Below are 17984 nucleotides of genomic sequence, written 5' to 3'. Positions count from 1 at the left end.
TGTCGTAGGCCTTGGCCTCGCCACCAAACTTCTTGGACAGAACGGTGGTGATCGCTGCTGTCAGCGTGGTCTTGCCGTGGTCAACGTGACCGATCGTGCCGACGTTGACGTGCGGCTTGGTCCGTTCGAATTTACCTTTTGCCATTTCAATCTCCTAGAGAGCAAAGAACAGTTGCCTGTGCAGGGGTTTAAGGTTTCCGGCGGAAGGTTGGTCGCTCACCACAGGCAGTGAGCGCCTTGCCGCCGAAGACCGGCTTTGATTTTTACTGCTTACTTGCCGCGAGCGGTGATGATCGCGTCGGCCACGTTCTTGGGCGCTTCAGAGTAGTGCTTGAACTCCATGGAGTAAGTAGCACGACCTTGGGTAGCTGAACGCAGCGAAGTCGAGTAGCCGAACATTTCCGACAGGGGAACTTCGGCCTTGATGACCTTGCCGCCGCCGACCATGTCGTCCATGCCTTGCACCATGCCGCGACGCGAGGACAAATCGCCCATCACGGTACCAGCATAGTCTTCCGGCGTTTCAACTTCAACGGCCATCATGGGCTCGAGGATCACGGGCGAGGCCTTGCGGCAGCCGTCCTTGAAACCCATCGAAGCGGCCATCTTGAACGCGTTTTCGTTCGAGTCCACATCGTGGTACGAACCGAAGGTCAGGGTGACCTTCAGGTCGACGACGGGGTAGCCGGCCAGCACGCCGTTGGTCAGGGAGTCGATGACGCCCTTTTCAACCGCGGGGATGAACTCGCGAGGCACCACACCACCCTTGATGGCGTCGACGAACTCGAAGCCCTTGCCGGGTTCTTGCGGTTCGACGGTCAGCACGACGTGGCCGTATTGACCCTTACCACCGGACTGGCGAACGAACTTGCCTTCGACGTCCGTGACCTTCTTGCGGATGGTTTCACGGTAGGCCACTTGGGGCTTGCCGACGTTGGCTTCCACGCCGAATTCGCGCTTCATGCGGTCGACGATGATTTCCAGGTGCAACTCGCCCATGCCGGCGATGATGGTCTGACCCGATTCTTCGTCCGTCTTGACGCGGAAGGAAGGATCTTCGGCGGCCAGGCGCGACAGGGCGATGCCCATCTTTTCCTGGTCGGCCTTGGTCTTGGGTTCCACGGCCTGTGCGATCACGGGCTCGGGGAAGACCATCTTTTCCAGGGTGATGATGTTGTCGCCATCACACAAGGTTTCGCCAGTGGTGACGTCTTTCAGACCCACGCAAGCGGCGATGTCGCCGGCCACGATTTCCTTGATTTCTTCACGCTGGTTGGCGTGCATCTGCAGGATCCGGCCGATGCGCTCTTTCTTGCCCTTGATGGGGTTGTAGACCGAGTCGCCGGAGTTCAGGATGCCCGAGTACACGCGCACGAAAGTCAGCTGACCAACGTAGGGGTCGGTCATCAGCTTGAAGGCCAGGGCCGAGAACTTTTCGTTGTCGTCAGGCTTGCGGCTGGTGGGTTGGTCGTCGTCGTCCGTGCCCTCAACAGGCGGGATGTCGATGGGCGAAGGCAGGTAGTCGATGACCGCGTCGAGCATGCGTTGCACGCCCTTGTTCTTGAAGGCGGTGCCGCAGAGCATGGGCTGGATTTCGCAGGCGATGGTGCGTGTGCGCAGGGCCAGCTTGATCTCTTCTTCGCTCAAGTCGCCCGTTTCCAGGTACTTGTTCATCAGCTCTTCATTGGCTTCGGCGGCGGCCTCGACCATGCTTTCACGCCACTTCTGGGCGTCGGCCTTGAGCTCTTCGGGGATCTCGCGGTAGTCGAACTTCATGCCCTGCGAGGCTTCATCCCAATAGATGGCCTTCATCTTGAGCAGGTCGACCACGCCCTGGAAGTTTTCTTCAGCACCAATGGGGATCACCACGGGCACGGGGTTGGCCTTCAGACGCAGCTTCAGCTGGTCGTAGACCTTGAAGAAGTTGGCACCAGTGCGGTCCATCTTGTTGACGAAGGACAGGCGAGGCACGCCATACTTGTTCGCCTGACGCCACACGGTTTCGGACTGGGGCTGAACACCACCCACAGCGCAGTAAACCATGCAGGCACCGTCGAGCACGCGCATCGACCGTTCGACTTCAATGGTGAAGTCCACGTGTCCGGGGGTGTCGATGATGTTGAAACGGTGTTCAGGGTAGGACATGTCCATGCCCTTCCAGAAACAGGTCGTCGCGGCCGACGTGATCGTGATGCCGCGCTCTTGCTCCTGCTCCATCCAATCCATGGTGGCGGCGCCTTCGTGCACTTCACCAATCTTGTGGTTCACGCCTGTGTAGAACAGGATGCGCTCGGTCGTCGTGGTCTTGCCAGCGTCGATGTGAGCCGAGATACCAATGTTGCGGTAGCGCTCAATCGGGGTCTTGCGGGACATGGTGTGACTCCAAAAATCACGCTGCCTGCAACCAGTGCAGGCAGCTTTTTTGCATTACTGCGGGTGGATCAGAAGCGGAAGTGCGAGAACGCCTTGTTGGCTTCAGCCATGCGGTGGACTTCATCACGCTTCTTCATCGCGCCGCCGCGACCTTCGGACGCTTCGAGCAGCTCGTTGGCCAGACGTTGGGCCATCGACTTTTCGGAACGCTTGCGCGACGACTCTTTCAACCAGCGCATGGCAAGGGCCACACGGCGGGAGGGGCGAACTTCAACGGGAACCTGGTAGTTCGCACCACCCACACGGCGAGACTTGACCTCGACCATAGGCTTGATGTTGTTAAGAGCGATGTTGAAAATCTCCAGCGGATCCTTGCCGGCCTTCTTTTCGACTTGCTCGAGCGCACCGTAGATGATGCGTTCGGCAACGGCCTTCTTGCCCGATTCCATGATGACGTTCATGAACTTGGACAGATCGACACTTCCGAATTTGGGATCGGGGAGGATGTCACGCTTGGGTACTTCACGACGACGAGGCATTTCGTTTCCTTTCAATGCTTCAGTTGATGAGGGCTTTCGACCCACATCGCGGAGGTTGTCATCAACACTCCACTTACTCGATGGCTACGGGCACACCGCCCAAACCACCGCCACTTTTCTTCAAAGACTTTATTTGGTCTTCTTGGGGCGCTTGGCACCGTACTTGGAGCGCGATTGCTTGCGGTCTTTCACGCCTTGCAAGTCGAGCGAGCCACGCACGATGTGGTAACGCACACCGGGCAAGTCCTTGACACGACCGCCGCGAACCAGCACGACGCTGTGTTCTTGCAGGTTGTGGCCTTCACCGCCGATGTAGGAGATGACCTCAAAACCGTTGGTCAGGCGCACCTTGGCGACCTTACGCAGAGCGGAGTTAGGCTTCTTAGGCGTGGTGGTGTACACGCGGGTGCACACGCCACGACGCTGCGGGCAATTTTGCATCGCAGGCGATTTGGATTTCGTCACCTCGACCTTGCGGCCATGGCGAACGAGCTGATTGATCGTTGGCATTTTGGTAGGTTCCCGTTGATAAATTCACCTTGCAAGCGTTCGTTGACAACACTTAAAGGCAAGCACAAAACGGCCCTCGCCCAAGGTGCTTCATTAAAAATGCACCGATGCGAAAGCCGAAAAGCCTTCCATTGTAGAACCGATGAGGGGTTGGTGGCAAGGGGCGCCTCAGATCAGCCATCAGCACCACTTGGTGTCCGGGTTTCCACCCCCTCATCATGGTGCTGCCAAACTAACCCGAAAGGGTTACATTCAAGGGTAACCACTGGAAGTGAAGGAAAAATCATGCTTGCAAAGTCCCACGTCCTGGGCGGCGTCCTGGCCCTCGCGGCCCTGGCCCCCATTTCAGCGCAGGCATCGGCAAGCACCTTCCAGTTTTACGGCAATGGCCCATTGACCGATGAAGTGAGTGTGGCGCCCACCTTCATCAATGGCTCTTTGGCCGTGACGATCCGCGCCTACGACGACACGGGCAAGTTGTTGTCCCTGGCCAAGCGCTTTGATGGCCTGGGTGCCTATGGCGGCGGCCTGGACTCCACCGACGTCGACAGCTTGTTCGGCGGCTCGGCCGAATCCCTGGAGCTGACCTTCAACAAGTCAGTCAAACTGGATGCCTTGGGGTTTTCGCTCTGGGAGAACGGCTTGTTCGGGCCCATCGACCAGGCCACCCTGACCTGGGGCAACCAGTCGTTCGCCCTGGGCACCAACAATGACCACGGCCTGCTGGTGAACACTTTCTCCTGGTCGGGCGCGACTGCCCCCACCGGCACGGTGTTCAAGATCACCAGCGTGGGCACCCTGTCCTCATTCCGCCTGGCGGGCATTGGCGCCACGGCGGCCGTGCCCGAACCCACCACCGTGCTGTTGATGGGTCTGGGTCTGGCCGGCATCGCCTTCACGGCACGCCGCGCCTCAGGCCGCAACACCGCCGCCTGAAAAACCACTTGCGCTGGCCGCCTGGCGGCCCGGCCATTTGGCACCCGCGGCTTGACGCGAGACAATCTCGGCTCAACAAGGAGTCGCGATGATCGTGCGGATTGAAATTGACCAGTATGAACCGGGCACGTACGAGTACCGGGTGACCGACCATGGCGAGACACTCTTCGGAGACGCCGGTCTGAGTTCGGTGCTCGAGACCATTGTCTCGGCAGTTGAAGGCCTGGCGCCCAGCGTGGTGGGCGTTGAAATCTGGTACCGGGGCGTGGTGTCGGGCACTTACCCCCTGAGCGTGGTGGCCATGAGCTCCGACCAGATCGCCGAACACGCGGTGAACACCACCGCCGCCATCGAAGAGGTGATGTGATGGCTTATGACCCCCAGAACATCTTCGCCAAGATCCTGCGCGGCGAGATCCCTTGCATCAAGCTGTACGAAGACGAGCACACGCTGTCGTTCATGGACATCATGCCGCAGGCCGATGGCCACGCGCTGGTGATCCCCAAAGAGGGCGCCGAGACGCTGCTGGAGTTGTCGGACGACAGCGCCGCGGCGTGCATCAAGACGGCCAAGAAGGTGGCGGCGGCCGTCAAGAAGGCGATGGACGCGCCAGGCATCGTGATCTTCCAGCTCAATGGGGCCGCCGCGGGCCAGACCGTGCCGCATTACCACGTGCATGTCTTGCCCAGCTCCCTGGGCGCGATGGGCAAGGGGCACGCCTCGAAGATGGAAGACCAGGCCAAGCTGCAGGCCATCGCCGAGAAGATACGGGCGGCGTTCTGAGCGGGTGCGCCACGCTTTTCAATCGGGCATGAAAAAAGCGCCAGGGCTTTGAAACCCTGGCGCTTTTTGTTGGGCGCTTGTACGCGCCTGTGAGCTGAAGCGGACCGTCGCCGGCCCGCTCGTGATCACTCGGCAGCTGGCGTTGCTGGCTCGTCGCCACCGTCGGCCGTGGCGCTTTCTTCCAGCGCGGTCAGCTCCATGGCGGCGCGCTCCTGCGCTTCCTGCATGGAGATGGCGCGGCGTTCGGAGTCGTCCATCTCTTCCTTGGCCTTGCGGGCCTGGTGGAAAGCCAAACCGGTACCGGCGGGGATCAGGCGACCCACGATCACGTTTTCCTTCAAGCCACGCAGCTCGTCGCGCTTGCCCATGATGGCAGCCTCGGTGAGCACGCGGGTCGTTTCCTGGAAGGAAGCGGCCGAGATGAAGGAGTCGGTCGACAGCGAGGCCTTGGTGATGCCCAGCAGCACGTCGTTGTAGGTGACGACGGTCTTGTCTTCCGAACGCAGGCGGTCGTTGGTGTCCAGCAGTTCCGAACGCTCGACTTGCTCGCCGGGAATGTAGGTCGAATCGCCTGGGTTGACGATCTGAACACGGCGCAGCATCTGGCGAACGATCACCTGGATGTGCTTGTCGTTGATCTTCACGCCTTGCAAACGGTAGACGTCCTGCACTTCGTCGACGATGTAGCGGGCCAGCTCTTCGATGCCCAGCAGGCGCAAGATGTCTTGCGGGTCTGCGGGACCGTCGACGATGGACTCGCCCTTGTTGACCACTTGGCCTTCGTGCACCAGGATGTTCTTTTCCTTGAGCACGAGTTCTTCGTGGACCACGCCATCGGGGTCGGTGATCTGCAAGCGGACCTTGCCCTTGGTTTCCTTGCCGAAGGACACCGTGCCGGTGATTTCAGCCAGGGTGCCCTTGTCCTTGGGCGAACGGGCTTCGAACAACTCGGCCACACGCGGCAGACCGCCGGTGATGTCACGGGTCTTCTGGCCTTCGACCGGGATACGTGCCAGCACTTCGCCTGGGAACAGGTCTTGACCGTCGCGGATCTGGATCAGCGAACCGACCTGGAAGCCGATGGTCACGGCGTGGTCAGTACCAGGGATCTTGACTTCCTGGCCAGCGGCATCGAGCAGCTTGACCTGAGGACGGATGACCTTGGCGGCGCCACGGCGCTTGGGATCGATCACGACCAGGGTCGACAAGCCGGTGACTTCGTCCAATTGCTTGGCCACGGTCACGCCTTCTTCGACGTTCTCGAAGCGGGCTTTACCAGCGAACTCGGTGATGATCGGGCGGGTCAGCGGATCCCAGGTGGCCAGGATCAGGCCGACCTTGACTTGCTGGTCAGCCTTCACGCTCAGCAGGGCGCCGTAAGGCACCTTGTGGCGCTCACGCTCACGGCCGTGCTGGTCGGAGATGATGATTTCGCCGGAACGCGAAATCACCACCAGCTCGCCCTTGCCGTTCGTGACGTAGCGCATCGTGGCATTGAAGCCGATGATGCCGTCCGACTTGGCGTCCACACTGGAAGCCACGGCGGCGCGCGATGCGGCGCCACCGATGTGGAAGGTCCGCATGGTCAGCTGCGTGCCGGGCTCGCCAATGGACTGCGCGGCGATCACGCCCACAGCTTCACCGGTGTTCACCAGACCGCCACGGCCCAGGTCGCGGCCATAGCACTTGGCGCACAGGCCGAAGCGCGTGCCGCAAGTCAGTGGCGTGCGAACCTTGACTTCGTCGACGCCAGCGGCTTCGAAGATCTCCAGCACGTCTTCGTCCAGCATGGTGCCGGCCGGGACGAGCATGAGCTGGTTCTCGGGGTGCAGGATGTCGATGGCTGCCACACGACCCAGGATGCGGTCGCGCAACGATTCGATGACTTCACCACCTTCCACCAGCGCACGCGTGGCGATGCCTTGGTCGGTGCCGCAATCGACGGTGGTGACCACCAAGTCTTGCGTCACGTCGACCAGGCGGCGTGTCAGGTAACCCGAGTTCGCGGTCTTCAAGGCCGTGTCGGCCAGGCCCTTACGCGCACCGTGGGTGGAGATGAAGTACTGCAACACATTGAGGCCTTCACGGAAGTTCGCCGTGATGGGGGTTTCAATGATCGAGCCGTCAGGTTTGGCCATCAGACCCCGCATGCCGGACAACTGGCGGATCTGCGCGGCAGAGCCACGCGCACCCGAGTCGGCCATCATGTAGATGGAGTTGAAGGACTCCTGGTCGACTTCCTTGCCATGGCGGTCCAGCACCTTTTGCTTGGACAGCTGCGACATCATGACCTTGCCGACTTCGTCGCCGGTCTTGCCCCAGATGTCCACGACCTTGTTGTAGCGCTCGCCAGACGTCACCAGACCCGACACGTACTGCTGCTGGATCTCTTTGACTTCTTTCTCGGCGCGCTCGATCAGAGCGGGCTTTTCCTTGGGCACCAGCATGTCGTCGATGGCGATCGAGATACCGGCGCGCGTGGCCAGGCGGAAGCCGTTTTGCAACAGCTTGTCGGCGAACACGACGGTCTCTTTCAGGCCGCACTTGCGGAACGAGGTGCTGATCAGGCGAGAAATTTCTTTCTTCTTCAGCGCCTTGTTGATGTTGCTGAAAGGCAGGCCCTTGGGCAGGATTTCAGACAACAGCGCACGACCGACGGTCGTGTCCACCAGCTTGGTCTCGGGCACGAACTCGCCGGATTCCTTGTCGCGGGTCCATTCGGTCAGGCGCACCGCGATCTTGGCGGTGATCTCGACCACGTGGTTGTCCAGCGCGCGCTGCACTTCGATGAGGTCGGAGAAGACCAGGCCTTCGCCCTTGCCATTGATGCGCTCGCGGGTGGCGTAGTACAGGCCCAGCACCACGTCTTGCGACGGGACGATGGAGGGCTCGCCGTTGGCCGGGAACAGGATGTTGTTCGAAGCCAGCATCAGCGTGCGGGCTTCCATCTGTGCTTCGATCGACAACGGCACGTGAACAGCCATCTGGTCACCGTCGAAGTCGGCGTTGAAGGCCGCACAAACGAGTGGGTGCAGCTGGATGGCCTTGCCTTCGATCAGCACGGGCTCAAAGGCCTGGATGCCCAAACGGTGCAGCGTAGGCGCACGGTTCAGCATCACGGGGTGCTCTTTGATGACCTCTTCCAGGATGTCCCAAACCACGGGCGTGCCGGATTCGACTTCCTTCTTGGCGGCCTTGATGGTCGTGGCGATGCCCATGGCTTCCAGGCGCGAGAAGATGAAGGGCTTGAACAGTTCAAGCGCCATCAGCTTCGGCAGACCGCACTGGTGCAGCTTCAGGGTCGGGCCCACGGTGATCACGGAACGACCGGAGTAGTCGACGCGCTTGCCCAGCAGATTCTGGCGGAAGCGACCCGACTTGCCCTTGATCATGTCGGCCAGCGACTTCAACGCACGCTTGTTGGCGCCCGTCATGGCCTTGCCGCGACGACCGTTGTCCAGCAGCGAATCGACCGACTCTTGCAGCATGCGCTTTTCGTTGCGCACAATGATTTCCGGGGCCTTCAACTCCAACAAACGCGCCAGGCGGTTGTTGCGGTTGATGACGCGGCGGTACAGGTCGTTCAAGTCGGACGTGGCGAAGCGGCCGCCATCCAGCGGCACCAGCGGACGCAGGTCCGGTGGCAACACGGGCAGCACTTCCAGCACCATCCAGTTGGGCTTGATGCCCGACTTCTTGAAGGCTTCCATGACCTTCAGGCGCTTGGAGTTCTTCTTGATCTTCAGCTCGGAACCGGTCTGGTCGTTGCGGATCTTTTCGATCTCGACGTCCAGGTCCATCTCGGCCAGGAGCTTCTGGATGCCTTCGGCGCCCATCAGCGCGATGAACTCGTCACCGTACTCGACACGCTTGGTGTCGTAGTCGTCCTCGGACATGATGCTGAACTTCTTCAGCGGGGTCATGCCTGGGTCAACGACCACATACGCTTCGAAGTACAGCACGCGTTCGATGTCGCGCAGGGTCATGTCCAGGACCAGGCCCAGACGCGATGGCAGCGACTTCAGGAACCAGATGTGCGCGCAGGGCGCCGCCAGGTCAATGTGACCCATGCGGTCACGGCGAACCTTGGTCTGCGTGACTTCGACGCCGCACTTCTCGCAGATGACACCGCGGTGCTTCAGGCGCTTGTACTTGCCGCACAGGCACTCGTAGTCCTTGATGGGGCCAAAGATCTTGGCGCAGAACAGGCCATCACGCTCGGGCTTGAAAGTCCGGTAGTTGATGGTCTCGGGCTTCTTCACTTCACCAAACGACCAGCTGCGGATTTTCTCCGGTGAAGCCAGGCCGATCCGGATGGCATCGAAATGCTCATCAGGGGTGAATTGCTTGAACAGGTCGAGTAAACCTTTCATGGTCTTCTATTCCTTTTCGTTCAGTTGCGTTCAAGTTCAATGTCGATGCCCAAGGAACGGATTTCCTTGACAAGAACGTTGAACGACTCAGGCATGCCGGCTTCGATCGCGTGCTCGCCCTTGACGATGTTTTCGTACACCTTGGTACGGCCATTCACGTCATCGGACTTCACGGTGAGCATTTCCTGCAGGACGTAGGAGGCGCCATACGCTTCCAGGGCCCACACTTCCATTTCACCGAAGCGCTGACCACCGAACTGCGCCTTACCACCCAGCGGCTGCTGCGTGACGAGCGAGTAAGGACCGGTCGAGCGGGCGTGCATCTTGTCGTCGACCAAATGGTGCAGCTTGAGCACGTGCATGTAACCCACCGTGGTGGCGCGCTCGAAAGCTTCGCCGGTGCGGCCGTCATACAGTTGCGCTTGCGTGCGGGTCGGCGTCAGGCCCTTGGCCTTGGCGATGTCGGCCGGATAGGCCAACTGCAGCATGGCGCGGATTTCGGCCTCCTTGGCACCGTCGAACACCGGCGTGGCGAAGGGCACGCCCTTGACCAGGTTGCCGGCCATCTCGCGCACTTCGTCGTCGGACAGTTGCGACAGGTCTTCGGTCTTGCCACCAGACTGGTTGTACAGCTCGTCGAGGAACTTGCGCAGCTCTGCAGCCGCGACTTCCTTCTGGAGCATGTCGCCGATGCGTTGGCCAATGCCCTTGCCGGCCCAGCCCAAGTGCACTTCCAGCACCTGGCCCACGTTCATCCGCGAAGGCACGCCCAGCGGGTTCAGGCAGACGTCACACGGCGTGCCATCGGCCATGTAAGGCATGTCTTCGACGGGCAGGATGCGGGAGACCACACCCTTGTTGCCGTGACGGCCAGCCATCTTGTCACCAGGCTGCAAGCGACGCTTGACGGCCAGGTGAACCTTGACCATCTTGAGCACGCCAGCGGGCAGCTCGTCGCCTTGCGTCAACTTCTTGCGCTTTTCTTCAAAGTGCAGGTCGAAGCTGTGGCGGGTTTGTTCCAGCGAGTTCTTGATCGATTCCAGCTGGTTGGCGATGTCGCCATCTTCTGGACGGATGTCGAACCAGTGGAACTTCTCGACCGTGGCCAGGTAGGCCTCGTCGATCGCCGTGCCCTTGGCCAGCTTGTTCGGGCCGCCATTGGCAGGCTTGCCGATCAGCAGCTTCTTGATCCGGTCGAAGGCGTCGGCTTCCACGATGCGCAGCTGGTCGTTCAGGTCCAGGCGGAAACGCTTCAGTTCATCGTCGATGATCTGTTGCGCGCGCTTGTCACGGACGATGCCTTCACGGGTGAAGACCTGCACGTCGATGACGGTGCCCGAGGTGCCTTGGTCCACGCGCAGCGAAGTGTCCTTCACGTCGGACGCCTTCTCGCCGAAGATGGCGCGAAGCAGCTTCTCTTCAGGCGTCAGCGTGGTTTCGCCCTTGGGTGTGACCTTGCCGACCAGCACGTCGCCGGGGCCGACTTCGGCGCCCACGTAGACGATGCCCGATTCATCCAGACGAGCCAACTGGTTCTCGGACAGGTTCGGGATGTCGCGCGTGATTTCTTCGGAACCCAGCTTGGTGTCGCGGGCCATCACCACCAGTTCCTCGATGTGGATCGAGGTGTAGCGGTCTTCGGCGACCACGCGTTCGGAGATCAGGATCGAGTCTTCGAAGTTGTAGCCGTTCCAGGGCATGAACGCGACCAGCATGTTCTGGCCCAGGGCCAGCTCGCCGATGTCGGTGGAGGCACCGTCAGCGATGATGTCCTCGGCCGCCACGCTGTCGCCACGCTTGACGATGGGACGTTGGTGGATGCTGGTGTTCTGGTTGGAACGCTGGTACTTGATCAGGTTGTAGATGTCGACGCCGACTTCGCCAGCCACGGTCTCATCGTCGTTCACGCGGATCACGATGCGGTTCGTGTCCACGTAATCGACCACGCCACCACGGCGAGCAGCCACGACGGTGCCCGAGTCCTTGGCGGCCACGCGCTCGACGCCCGTGCCGACCAAGGCCTTTTCAGGGCGCAGCACTGGCACTGCTTGACGCTGCATGTTGGCGCCCATCAGCGCGCGGTTCGCATCGTCGTGCTCCAGGAAGGGCACGAGCGAGGCGGCGACCGACACGATCTGCGTGGGGGCCACGTCCATGTACTGGATGCGTTCGGGCGAGGTCAACACGGATTCACCGTGTTCACGCGCCGACACCAGCTCGTCGGTCAGGCGGCCATCGGCACCCAGCGAGGCATTGGCCTGGGCGATGATGTACTTGCCTTCTTCGATGGCCGACAGGTAATCGATCTGCATCGTCACCTTGCTGTCGATCACGCGGCGATACGGCGTTTCCAGGAAGCCGTAGTCGTTCAACTGCGCGTACAAAGCCAGCGAGTTGATCAGACCAATGTTCGGGCCTTCAGGGGTTTCGATCGGGCACACACGGCCGTAGTGGGTCGGGTGCACGTCGCGCACTTCGAAGCCGGCGCGTTCGCGGGTCAGACCGCCCGGGCCCAGGGCCGAGACGCGACGCTTGTGCGTGATTTCCGACAGGGGGTTGGTCTGGTCCATGAACTGCGACAGCTGCGACGCACCGAAGAACTCCTTCAAAGCAGCCGAGATCGGCTTGGAGTTGATCAGGTCGTGCGGCATCAAGGCTTCGGTCTCGGCCTGGCCCAGACGTTCCTTCACAGCCTTTTCAATGCGCGCCAAGCCTGAGCGGTACTGGTTTTCGGCCAGCTCGCCCACGCAACGCACGCGGCGGTTGCCCAAGTGGTCGATGTCATCGACTTCGCCACGGCCATTGCGCAGCTCGACCAGGATCTTCACGACCGACAGGATGTCGTCGTTGGACAAGGTCATCGCGCCTTCGGAACCGTCGCGGCCGATGCGGGCGTTGAACTTCATGCGGCCCACGCGCGACAGGTCGTACGTGTCGGCGCTGTAGAACAGGCGCTGGAACAAGGCCTGCACGGCGTCTTCGGTGGGCGGCTCGCCGGGGCGCATCATGCGGTAGATGGCGACCCGGGCAGCCAGCTCGTCGGCCGTTTCATCGGTGGCCAAGGTTTGCGAGATGTACGCACCCTGGTCCAGCTCATTGGTGAACAGGCAGTCGATTTCCTTGATGCCAGCCGTGCGCAGCTTCTTGAGCAGCAGCTCGGTCAGCTCTTCGTTGGCCTTGGCGATGATCTCGCCAGTGTCCGGATCGATCTGGTTCTTGGCCAACACGCGGCCCAGCAGGAAGTCTTCTGGCACGGTGATGTGCGTGGTACCGGACTGCTCAAGCGCGCGGGTGTGGCGCGCGGTGATGCGCTTGTCTTTCTCGACCACGACCGAACCCGACTTGTCGGTGATGTCGAAGCGGGCAACTTCGCCCTTCAGGCGCTCAGGCACGTAGGCCATTTGCGCCCCGGCGTCCATGAGCTTGAACTGGTCGTTCTGGAAGAACGTGGCCAGGATTTGCTCCGGGTTCATGCCGATCGCCTTCAGCAGGGTCGTCACGGGCATCTTGCGGCGACGGTCCACGCGGAAGTACAGCAGGTCCTTGGGGTCGAACTCGAAGTCGAGCCAGGAACCACGGTAGGGGATGATGCGCGCGCTGAACAGCAGCTTGCCGGACGAGTGCGTCTTGCCCTTGTCGTGCTCGAAGAACACGCCAGGCGAACGGTGCAGCTGAGACACGATGACGCGCTCGGTGCCGTTGATGATGAAGGAGCCGTAGTCGGTCATCAGGGGCACTTCGCCCATGTAGACCTCTTGCTCTTTCACTTCCTTGACCACCTTGGACTGCGAAGTCGAGGTCTCACGGTCATAGATGATCATCTGCAACTTCGCGCGCACGGCGGCGGCGAAGGTCAAGCCCCGTTGCTGGCACTCGCGGACGTCGAACGTCGGCTTGGCAATGTTGAATTCGATGAATTTCATCTCCACGAAACCATTGTGCGAAACAATGGGGAACGCGGACAAGAAGGCGGCTTGCAAACCTTCGGGTTTGCGTTTTTGCGGCGGCACGTCCTTTTGCAGGAAAGCCACGTAAGAATCCTTCTGCATCGTCAGCAGGTAAGGAACATTCAATACGCTGCCGCGCTTGCCAAAGCTCTTGCGAACTCGCTTGCGCTCGGTGTAGCTGTAGGGGGTTGCTTGCGCCATAAACTCTCCGTTTCGGGCCCCTTCTGGGTACCCGGTGCGAATCAAAGACGCACCTCGGCCAAGGTGCGGCTCATCGTTCGGCGACTGGCCAGTCGGACATTGCATCCGAGGCTTGGTGGTTGGCCACTACCAACCGCTGGCAGACAACCAGGGCATTTTGCGATCATCAATGCTTGTGCAATGATGATGTGACACCCCGGCTCGACCAAACCGGTTCTCTGCAGTCGGTTCAGAGAACACTCGAAAAAGCCTTCCAGTCTAACGCAGAAGGCCCTTTCGGGTGCCCTCAAGGGCAGATACCCTTGAAGCGAGAAAGGCTGGCGACCTTTGAGGGCCGCCAGCCTGCCTGCGAAACCAAGAATTACTTGACTTCGGCCTTGGCGCCGGCTTCCACCAGCTTCTTGACAGCGGCTTCGGCGTCGGCCTTGGGCACTGCTTCCTTGACGTTCTTGGGAGCGCCGTCGACCAAGTCCTTGGCTTCCTTCAGGCCCAGGCCTGTCAGTTCGCGCACGGCCTTGATGACGCCGACCTTGTTGGCGCCAGCTTCGAGCAGAACGACGTTGAATTCGGTCTTCTCTTCAACGGCAGCAGCAGCGCCGCCGCCGCCAGCTGCGGGAGCAGCCATGGCAGCTGCCGACACGCCGAACTTCTCTTCGATGGCCTTGACCAGGTCGTTGAGTTCCATGACGGACATGCTGTCCAGGGCGGTGATGAATGCGTCTTTATCGAAAGCCATTTTGGGTTCCTAAAATCGGTTGAATTGGATGAATACGGATTGAGCGAGCGATCAGGCTGCAGGTGCTTCTGCGGCAGGAGCGTCGGCAGCGGGTGCTGCTTCGGCTTCGGCGGCAGGTGCGGCGCCAGCGCCCTTTTGATCGGCCACAGCAGCCAGAACGCGTGCGAAACGCGAGACGGGCGATTGCAGCAAGCCACAAATTTGGGCCAGCAAGACTTCCTTGGTCGGGATCGCAGCCAGGGCTTTCACGGCATTGGCGTCGAGCGCCTTGCCTGCGTAAGCACCAGCCTTGATCACCAACTTGTCGTTGGTCTTGGCAAAGTCAGCGATGACTTTGGCAGCTGCCACGGCATCTTCGGAGAAGCCATAGATCAGCGGGCCGCTCATGCTCTCGGTGACCACCTCGAAGGACGTGCCGGCAACAGCGCGGCGAGCCAGGGTGTTCTTCAGCACGTGAAGATACACACCTTGCGCGCGCGCGGTCTTGCGCAGCGTGTCCAACTGGGCCACTGTGAGTCCGCGGTACTCAGCCAGTGCCAGGGTCTGTGCTTTGGCCGCTTGGGCTTGCACTTCCGAGACAACGGCTGCTTTTTCGTTGCGATTGAGACTCAAGGTCCACTCCTTAAAACATGCCCACGCGAGGCTTTGGCCACAGGGCCGAACCCCACCCGGGCACACCCGGTTTCAGCGACCTTCCGTCTCAGGAACCCTTGGCCGCCATGGCTGGCGGCAAGCATCCGTTAACGGCGGGTACGCCATCTGCGTAGGCTGGCGGATTAAGCCTGGCTCGCGGTACTGCTGCGAACTCAGGCGCCTACGGTCTTTGATAGCCTGCGCACCTTCGAGGCTTGAACCTCTGGGGCGCACAGCCCACCAATTTCTTTCAAGCGTCCGCGCCAGACACGCGCGGGGCTTGGCCAACCCACTGCCAGCGGCAGCGATCAGCGTTGTTTGGATCAGGCGACGTTGATCGAACCGACGTCGACGCGAACGCCCACGCCCATGGTCGACGACACGGCAACCTTGCGCAGGTAGACGCCCTTGCTCGAAGCCGGCTTGGCCTTGGTCAGTGCGTCCAACAGTGCAGCCAGGTTGCCCTTGAGCTTGTCGGAATCGAACGAACGGCGGCCGATGGTGCCGTGCACGATGCCGGCCTTGTCGACGCGGAATTGCACTTGACCAGCCTTGGCGTTCTTCACGGCCGTGGCGACGTCAGGGGTGACGGTGCCCACCTTGGGGTTGGGCATCAGGCCGCGTGGGCCCAGGATGGTACCCAGGGTACCAACGATGCGCATCGTGTCCGGCGAGGCGATGACCACGTCGAAGTTGATGTTGCCGCCCTTGATTTGCTCGGCCAGGTCTTCCATGCCAACGATGTCGGCACCAGCGGCCTTGGCTTCTTCAGCCTTGGCGCCTTGGGCGAACACGGCCACGCGCTTGGTCTTGCCGGTGCCGTTGGGCAACACGACAGCGCCACGAACCACTTGGTCGGACTTCTTGGCGTCCACGCCCAGTTGCACGGCCACGTCGATGGATTCATCGAACTTGGCAACAGCGGTTTCCTTCAGGATGACCAGGGCATCGTCAATGGCGTACAGCTTGTTGCTGTCGACCTTGCCGACGTACGTCTTTTCACGTTTGGTGAGCTTAGCCATGTTATGCACCTTCCACGAGCACGCCCATCGAGCGGGCAGAACCAGCGATCGTCCGGACAGCGGCTTCCAGATCGGCTGCGGTCAGGTCTTTTTGCTTGGTCTTGGCGATTTCTTCGATCTGAGCACGGGTCAGCTTGCCAACCTTGTCAGATTGCGGACGGGCCGAACCCTTCTCGAGCTTCAGGGCCTTCTTGATCAGGACGGTCGCAGGCGGCGTCTTGAGGATGAAGGTGAAGGACTTGTCTGCGAACGCCGTGATCACGACGGGCAGCATCAAGCCGGGTTCCATCGCGGAAGTCTGGGCGTTGAACGCCTTGCAGAATTCCATGATGTTCAGGCCGCGCTGACCCAGCGCGGGACCGATTGGAGGCGAAGGGTTTGCCTTGCCTGCCGGGATTTGCAGCTTGATGAAGCCGATAATCTTCTTGGCCATAACTTTCTCCTAGAACCGCCCGACGGCCACGTCAGGTCGGTTGAGTCAAACGCCAGGCTTGTTCAAGATGAACTCCTGGCTCCTCTTGACGCGGTCTCGTTCGCGTCTGGGTACGGGGCACGTTTTCAGGCACCTTGCGATGCCCAGCCCCATGCCCGGGGCTTTGATTTTTCAGATCAGATTTTCTCGACCTGATCGAAGTCCAGCTCAACCGGGGTGGCACGACCGAAAATCGTGACCGACACGCGCAGCTTGGATTTTTCGTAGTTGACGTCTTCGATGGCGCCATTGAAGTCCGTGAACGGACCTTCCTTGACGCGGACGACTTCGCCCACTTCCCACTCGACCTTCGGCCGGGGCTTTTCAATGCCTTCCTGCATCTGGTTGACGATCTTCATGACCTCGTCTTCCGAGATGGGCACCGGGCGATTCTTGGCGCCGCCGACGAAACCGGTCACCTTGGAGGTGTTCTTCACCAGGTGCCAGGAGTCGTCGCTCATCAGCATCTCGACCAGCACGTAGCCAGGGAAGAAGCGGCGCTCAGTGACCGTTTTCTTGCCGTTCTTGACTTCGACGACCTCTTCGGTGGGCACCAGGATGCGGCCGAAAGAGGTTTGCATGCCGGCGCGGTCGATGCGTTCACGCAGATTGCGCTCGACAGCCTTTTCCATGCCGGAATAGGCGTGCACCACATACCAGCGCAGCGCGGGGGCGGCGGTGGTGGGGCTGGTTTGAACGTCGCTCATGGTGTCAACCTTGCTTAAATAGTGGAATCAGTGCTTCCAGCCGAGGATCAGGCCGTAGATCACCCATTCCAGCGTCTTGTCGGTCAGCCACAGGAACAAAGCCATGACCACCACGAAGGCGAAGACGTACAAAGTCATCTGGGTGGCTTCTGGACGTGTGGGCCAGACCACCTTGCGCATTTCCTTGATGGCGTCCTGGCCGAAGGCGGTCAGTTCACGGCCTTGGGCAGAAGTGAAAAACGCCCCCACAGCCGCAGCCAGCAAAACCAGCAAAACGACCACGCGCAGCCACAGGTCTTGCTTGCCCAACAGGTAAAACGCGGCCACGCCGCCCACGACCAGCAGGCCGGCGGCGGCCAGCTTCGCCTTGTCGGCGCTGGTGGAGACGGTTTCGATTTGTGAGGTGGCCATTTGCGTTGGTGTTTGAGGCGGCAAAGCCCGCGGGCTTCCAGGTCTTCACGACCTTCGCCTGCGGGCTGCTGGGAAATGCGTTTTCAGTCTTGCTGGTTTGTCAGTAGGTGGCAGGGGCAGTAGGAATCGAACCTACAACCTTCGGTTTTGGAGACCGACGCTCTGCCAATTGAGCTATACCCCTACGGACGAACCAAGCAGTTTACTTCATTAGGCGAGGATCTTGGCAACCACGCCGGCGCCGACGGTGCGGCCGCCTTCACGGATGGCGAAACGCAGACCTTCTTCCATGGCGATCGGGTTGATCAGCTTGACGGTGATCGACACGTTGTCGCCAGGCA

The 17984-nt window shown here is 60.7% G+C and carries 15 protein-coding genes, 1 tRNA gene and 1 pseudogene; 3 read left to right on the top strand and 14 right to left on the bottom strand.

Features of this window, described 5'->3' with window-relative positions:
- The 4 genes from LQ232_RS23445 to rpsL all read right to left on the bottom strand — a co-directional run.
- Positions 1-145 (bottom strand): GTP-binding protein (locus LQ232_RS23445; protein WP_230180685.1); only part of this gene is annotated, 145 nt, incomplete at its 3' end.
- A gap of 125 nt (positions 146-270) precedes the next feature.
- The gene (gene fusA, locus LQ232_RS23440) at positions 271-2373 is read right to left on the bottom strand and encodes an elongation factor G (protein ID WP_230182819.1); all 2103 of its coding nucleotides are present in this window, start codon (positions 2371-2373) and stop codon (positions 271-273) included.
- A gap of 68 nt (positions 2374-2441) precedes the next feature.
- Entirely contained in the window at positions 2442-2912 is a 471-nt protein-coding gene (gene rpsG / locus LQ232_RS23435) for a 30S ribosomal protein S7 (RefSeq protein WP_230182818.1), read from the bottom strand.
- Between the two features lie 129 nt (positions 2913-3041).
- Entirely contained in the window at positions 3042-3422 is a 381-nt protein-coding gene (gene rpsL, locus LQ232_RS23430) for a 30S ribosomal protein S12 (protein WP_230182817.1), read from the bottom strand.
- Between the two features lie 285 nt (positions 3423-3707).
- Between rpsL and LQ232_RS23425 the strand changes: the two genes are divergently transcribed.
- From LQ232_RS23425 to LQ232_RS23415, 3 genes are all read left to right on the top strand, one after another.
- A complete protein-coding gene (locus tag LQ232_RS23425; RefSeq protein WP_230182816.1) occupies positions 3708-4358 on the top strand; it encodes a PEP-CTERM sorting domain-containing protein in 651 nt (216 codons plus the stop codon).
- A gap of 88 nt (positions 4359-4446) precedes the next feature.
- The gene (locus tag LQ232_RS23420) at positions 4447-4725 is read left to right on the top strand and encodes a hypothetical protein (RefSeq protein WP_230182815.1); all 279 of its coding nucleotides are present in this window, start codon (positions 4447-4449) and stop codon (positions 4723-4725) included.
- Positions 4725-5141 (top strand): HIT domain-containing protein, encoded by a 417-nt coding sequence (locus tag LQ232_RS23415; RefSeq protein ID WP_230182814.1) that lies wholly within the window; start codon positions 4725-4727, stop codon positions 5139-5141. The genes LQ232_RS23420 and LQ232_RS23415 overlap by 1 nt, the downstream gene beginning before the upstream one ends.
- A gap of 125 nt (positions 5142-5266) precedes the next feature.
- Here LQ232_RS23415 and rpoC read toward each other — a convergent pair whose 3' ends face one another.
- The 10 genes and pseudogenes from rpoC to LQ232_RS23365 all read right to left on the bottom strand — a co-directional run.
- Positions 5267-9514 carry a DNA-directed RNA polymerase subunit beta' gene (gene rpoC, locus LQ232_RS23410; protein ID WP_230182813.1) on the bottom strand — a complete coding sequence of 1416 codons (4248 nt, stop codon included), beginning with the start codon at positions 9512-9514 and terminating at the stop codon, positions 5267-5269.
- Positions 9515-9534: 20 nt separating this feature from the next.
- Positions 9535-13662, bottom strand: coding sequence for a DNA-directed RNA polymerase subunit beta (rpoB, locus tag LQ232_RS23405; RefSeq protein ID WP_230182812.1), 4128 nt, complete (start codon positions 13660-13662; stop codon positions 9535-9537).
- Between the two features lie 361 nt (positions 13663-14023).
- Positions 14024-14398 carry a 50S ribosomal protein L7/L12 gene (rplL, locus tag LQ232_RS23400; RefSeq protein ID WP_230182811.1) on the bottom strand — a complete coding sequence of 125 codons (375 nt, stop codon included), beginning with the start codon at positions 14396-14398 and terminating at the stop codon, positions 14024-14026.
- A gap of 51 nt (positions 14399-14449) precedes the next feature.
- A complete protein-coding gene (rplJ, locus tag LQ232_RS23395) occupies positions 14450-15010 on the bottom strand; it encodes a 50S ribosomal protein L10 (RefSeq protein WP_230182810.1) in 561 nt (186 codons plus the stop codon).
- Between the two features lie 344 nt (positions 15011-15354).
- The gene (gene rplA, locus LQ232_RS23390) at positions 15355-16053 is read right to left on the bottom strand and encodes a 50S ribosomal protein L1 (protein WP_230182809.1); all 699 of its coding nucleotides are present in this window, start codon (positions 16051-16053) and stop codon (positions 15355-15357) included.
- 1 nt (position 16054) lies between these two features.
- On the bottom strand, positions 16055-16486 hold the full coding sequence (gene rplK / locus LQ232_RS23385; RefSeq protein ID WP_230182808.1) for a 50S ribosomal protein L11: 432 nt from the start codon (positions 16484-16486) through the stop codon (positions 16055-16057).
- Positions 16487-16662: 176 nt separating this feature from the next.
- Positions 16663-17232, bottom strand: a complete 570-nt coding sequence (nusG, locus tag LQ232_RS23380) for a transcription termination/antitermination protein NusG (RefSeq protein WP_230182807.1) — start codon at positions 17230-17232, stop codon at positions 16663-16665.
- A 27-nt stretch (positions 17233-17259) separates the two neighbouring features.
- A complete protein-coding gene (secE, locus tag LQ232_RS23375; protein WP_230182806.1) occupies positions 17260-17643 on the bottom strand; it encodes a preprotein translocase subunit SecE in 384 nt (127 codons plus the stop codon).
- Between the two features lie 108 nt (positions 17644-17751).
- Positions 17752-17827 (bottom strand) — tRNA-Trp (locus LQ232_RS23370).
- A gap of 26 nt (positions 17828-17853) precedes the next feature.
- A pseudogene (locus tag LQ232_RS23365) lies at positions 17854-17984 on the bottom strand (elongation factor Tu); the annotation flags it as partial.

The sequence above is a fragment of the Aquabacterium sp. CECT 9606 genome (assembly GCF_918741295.1).
Classification (GTDB): domain Bacteria; phylum Pseudomonadota; class Gammaproteobacteria; order Burkholderiales; family Burkholderiaceae_C; genus Aquabacterium.
The sequence above is the reverse complement of the archived record's forward strand: the minus strand, read 5'-3'. Positions and strand labels throughout refer to the sequence as shown.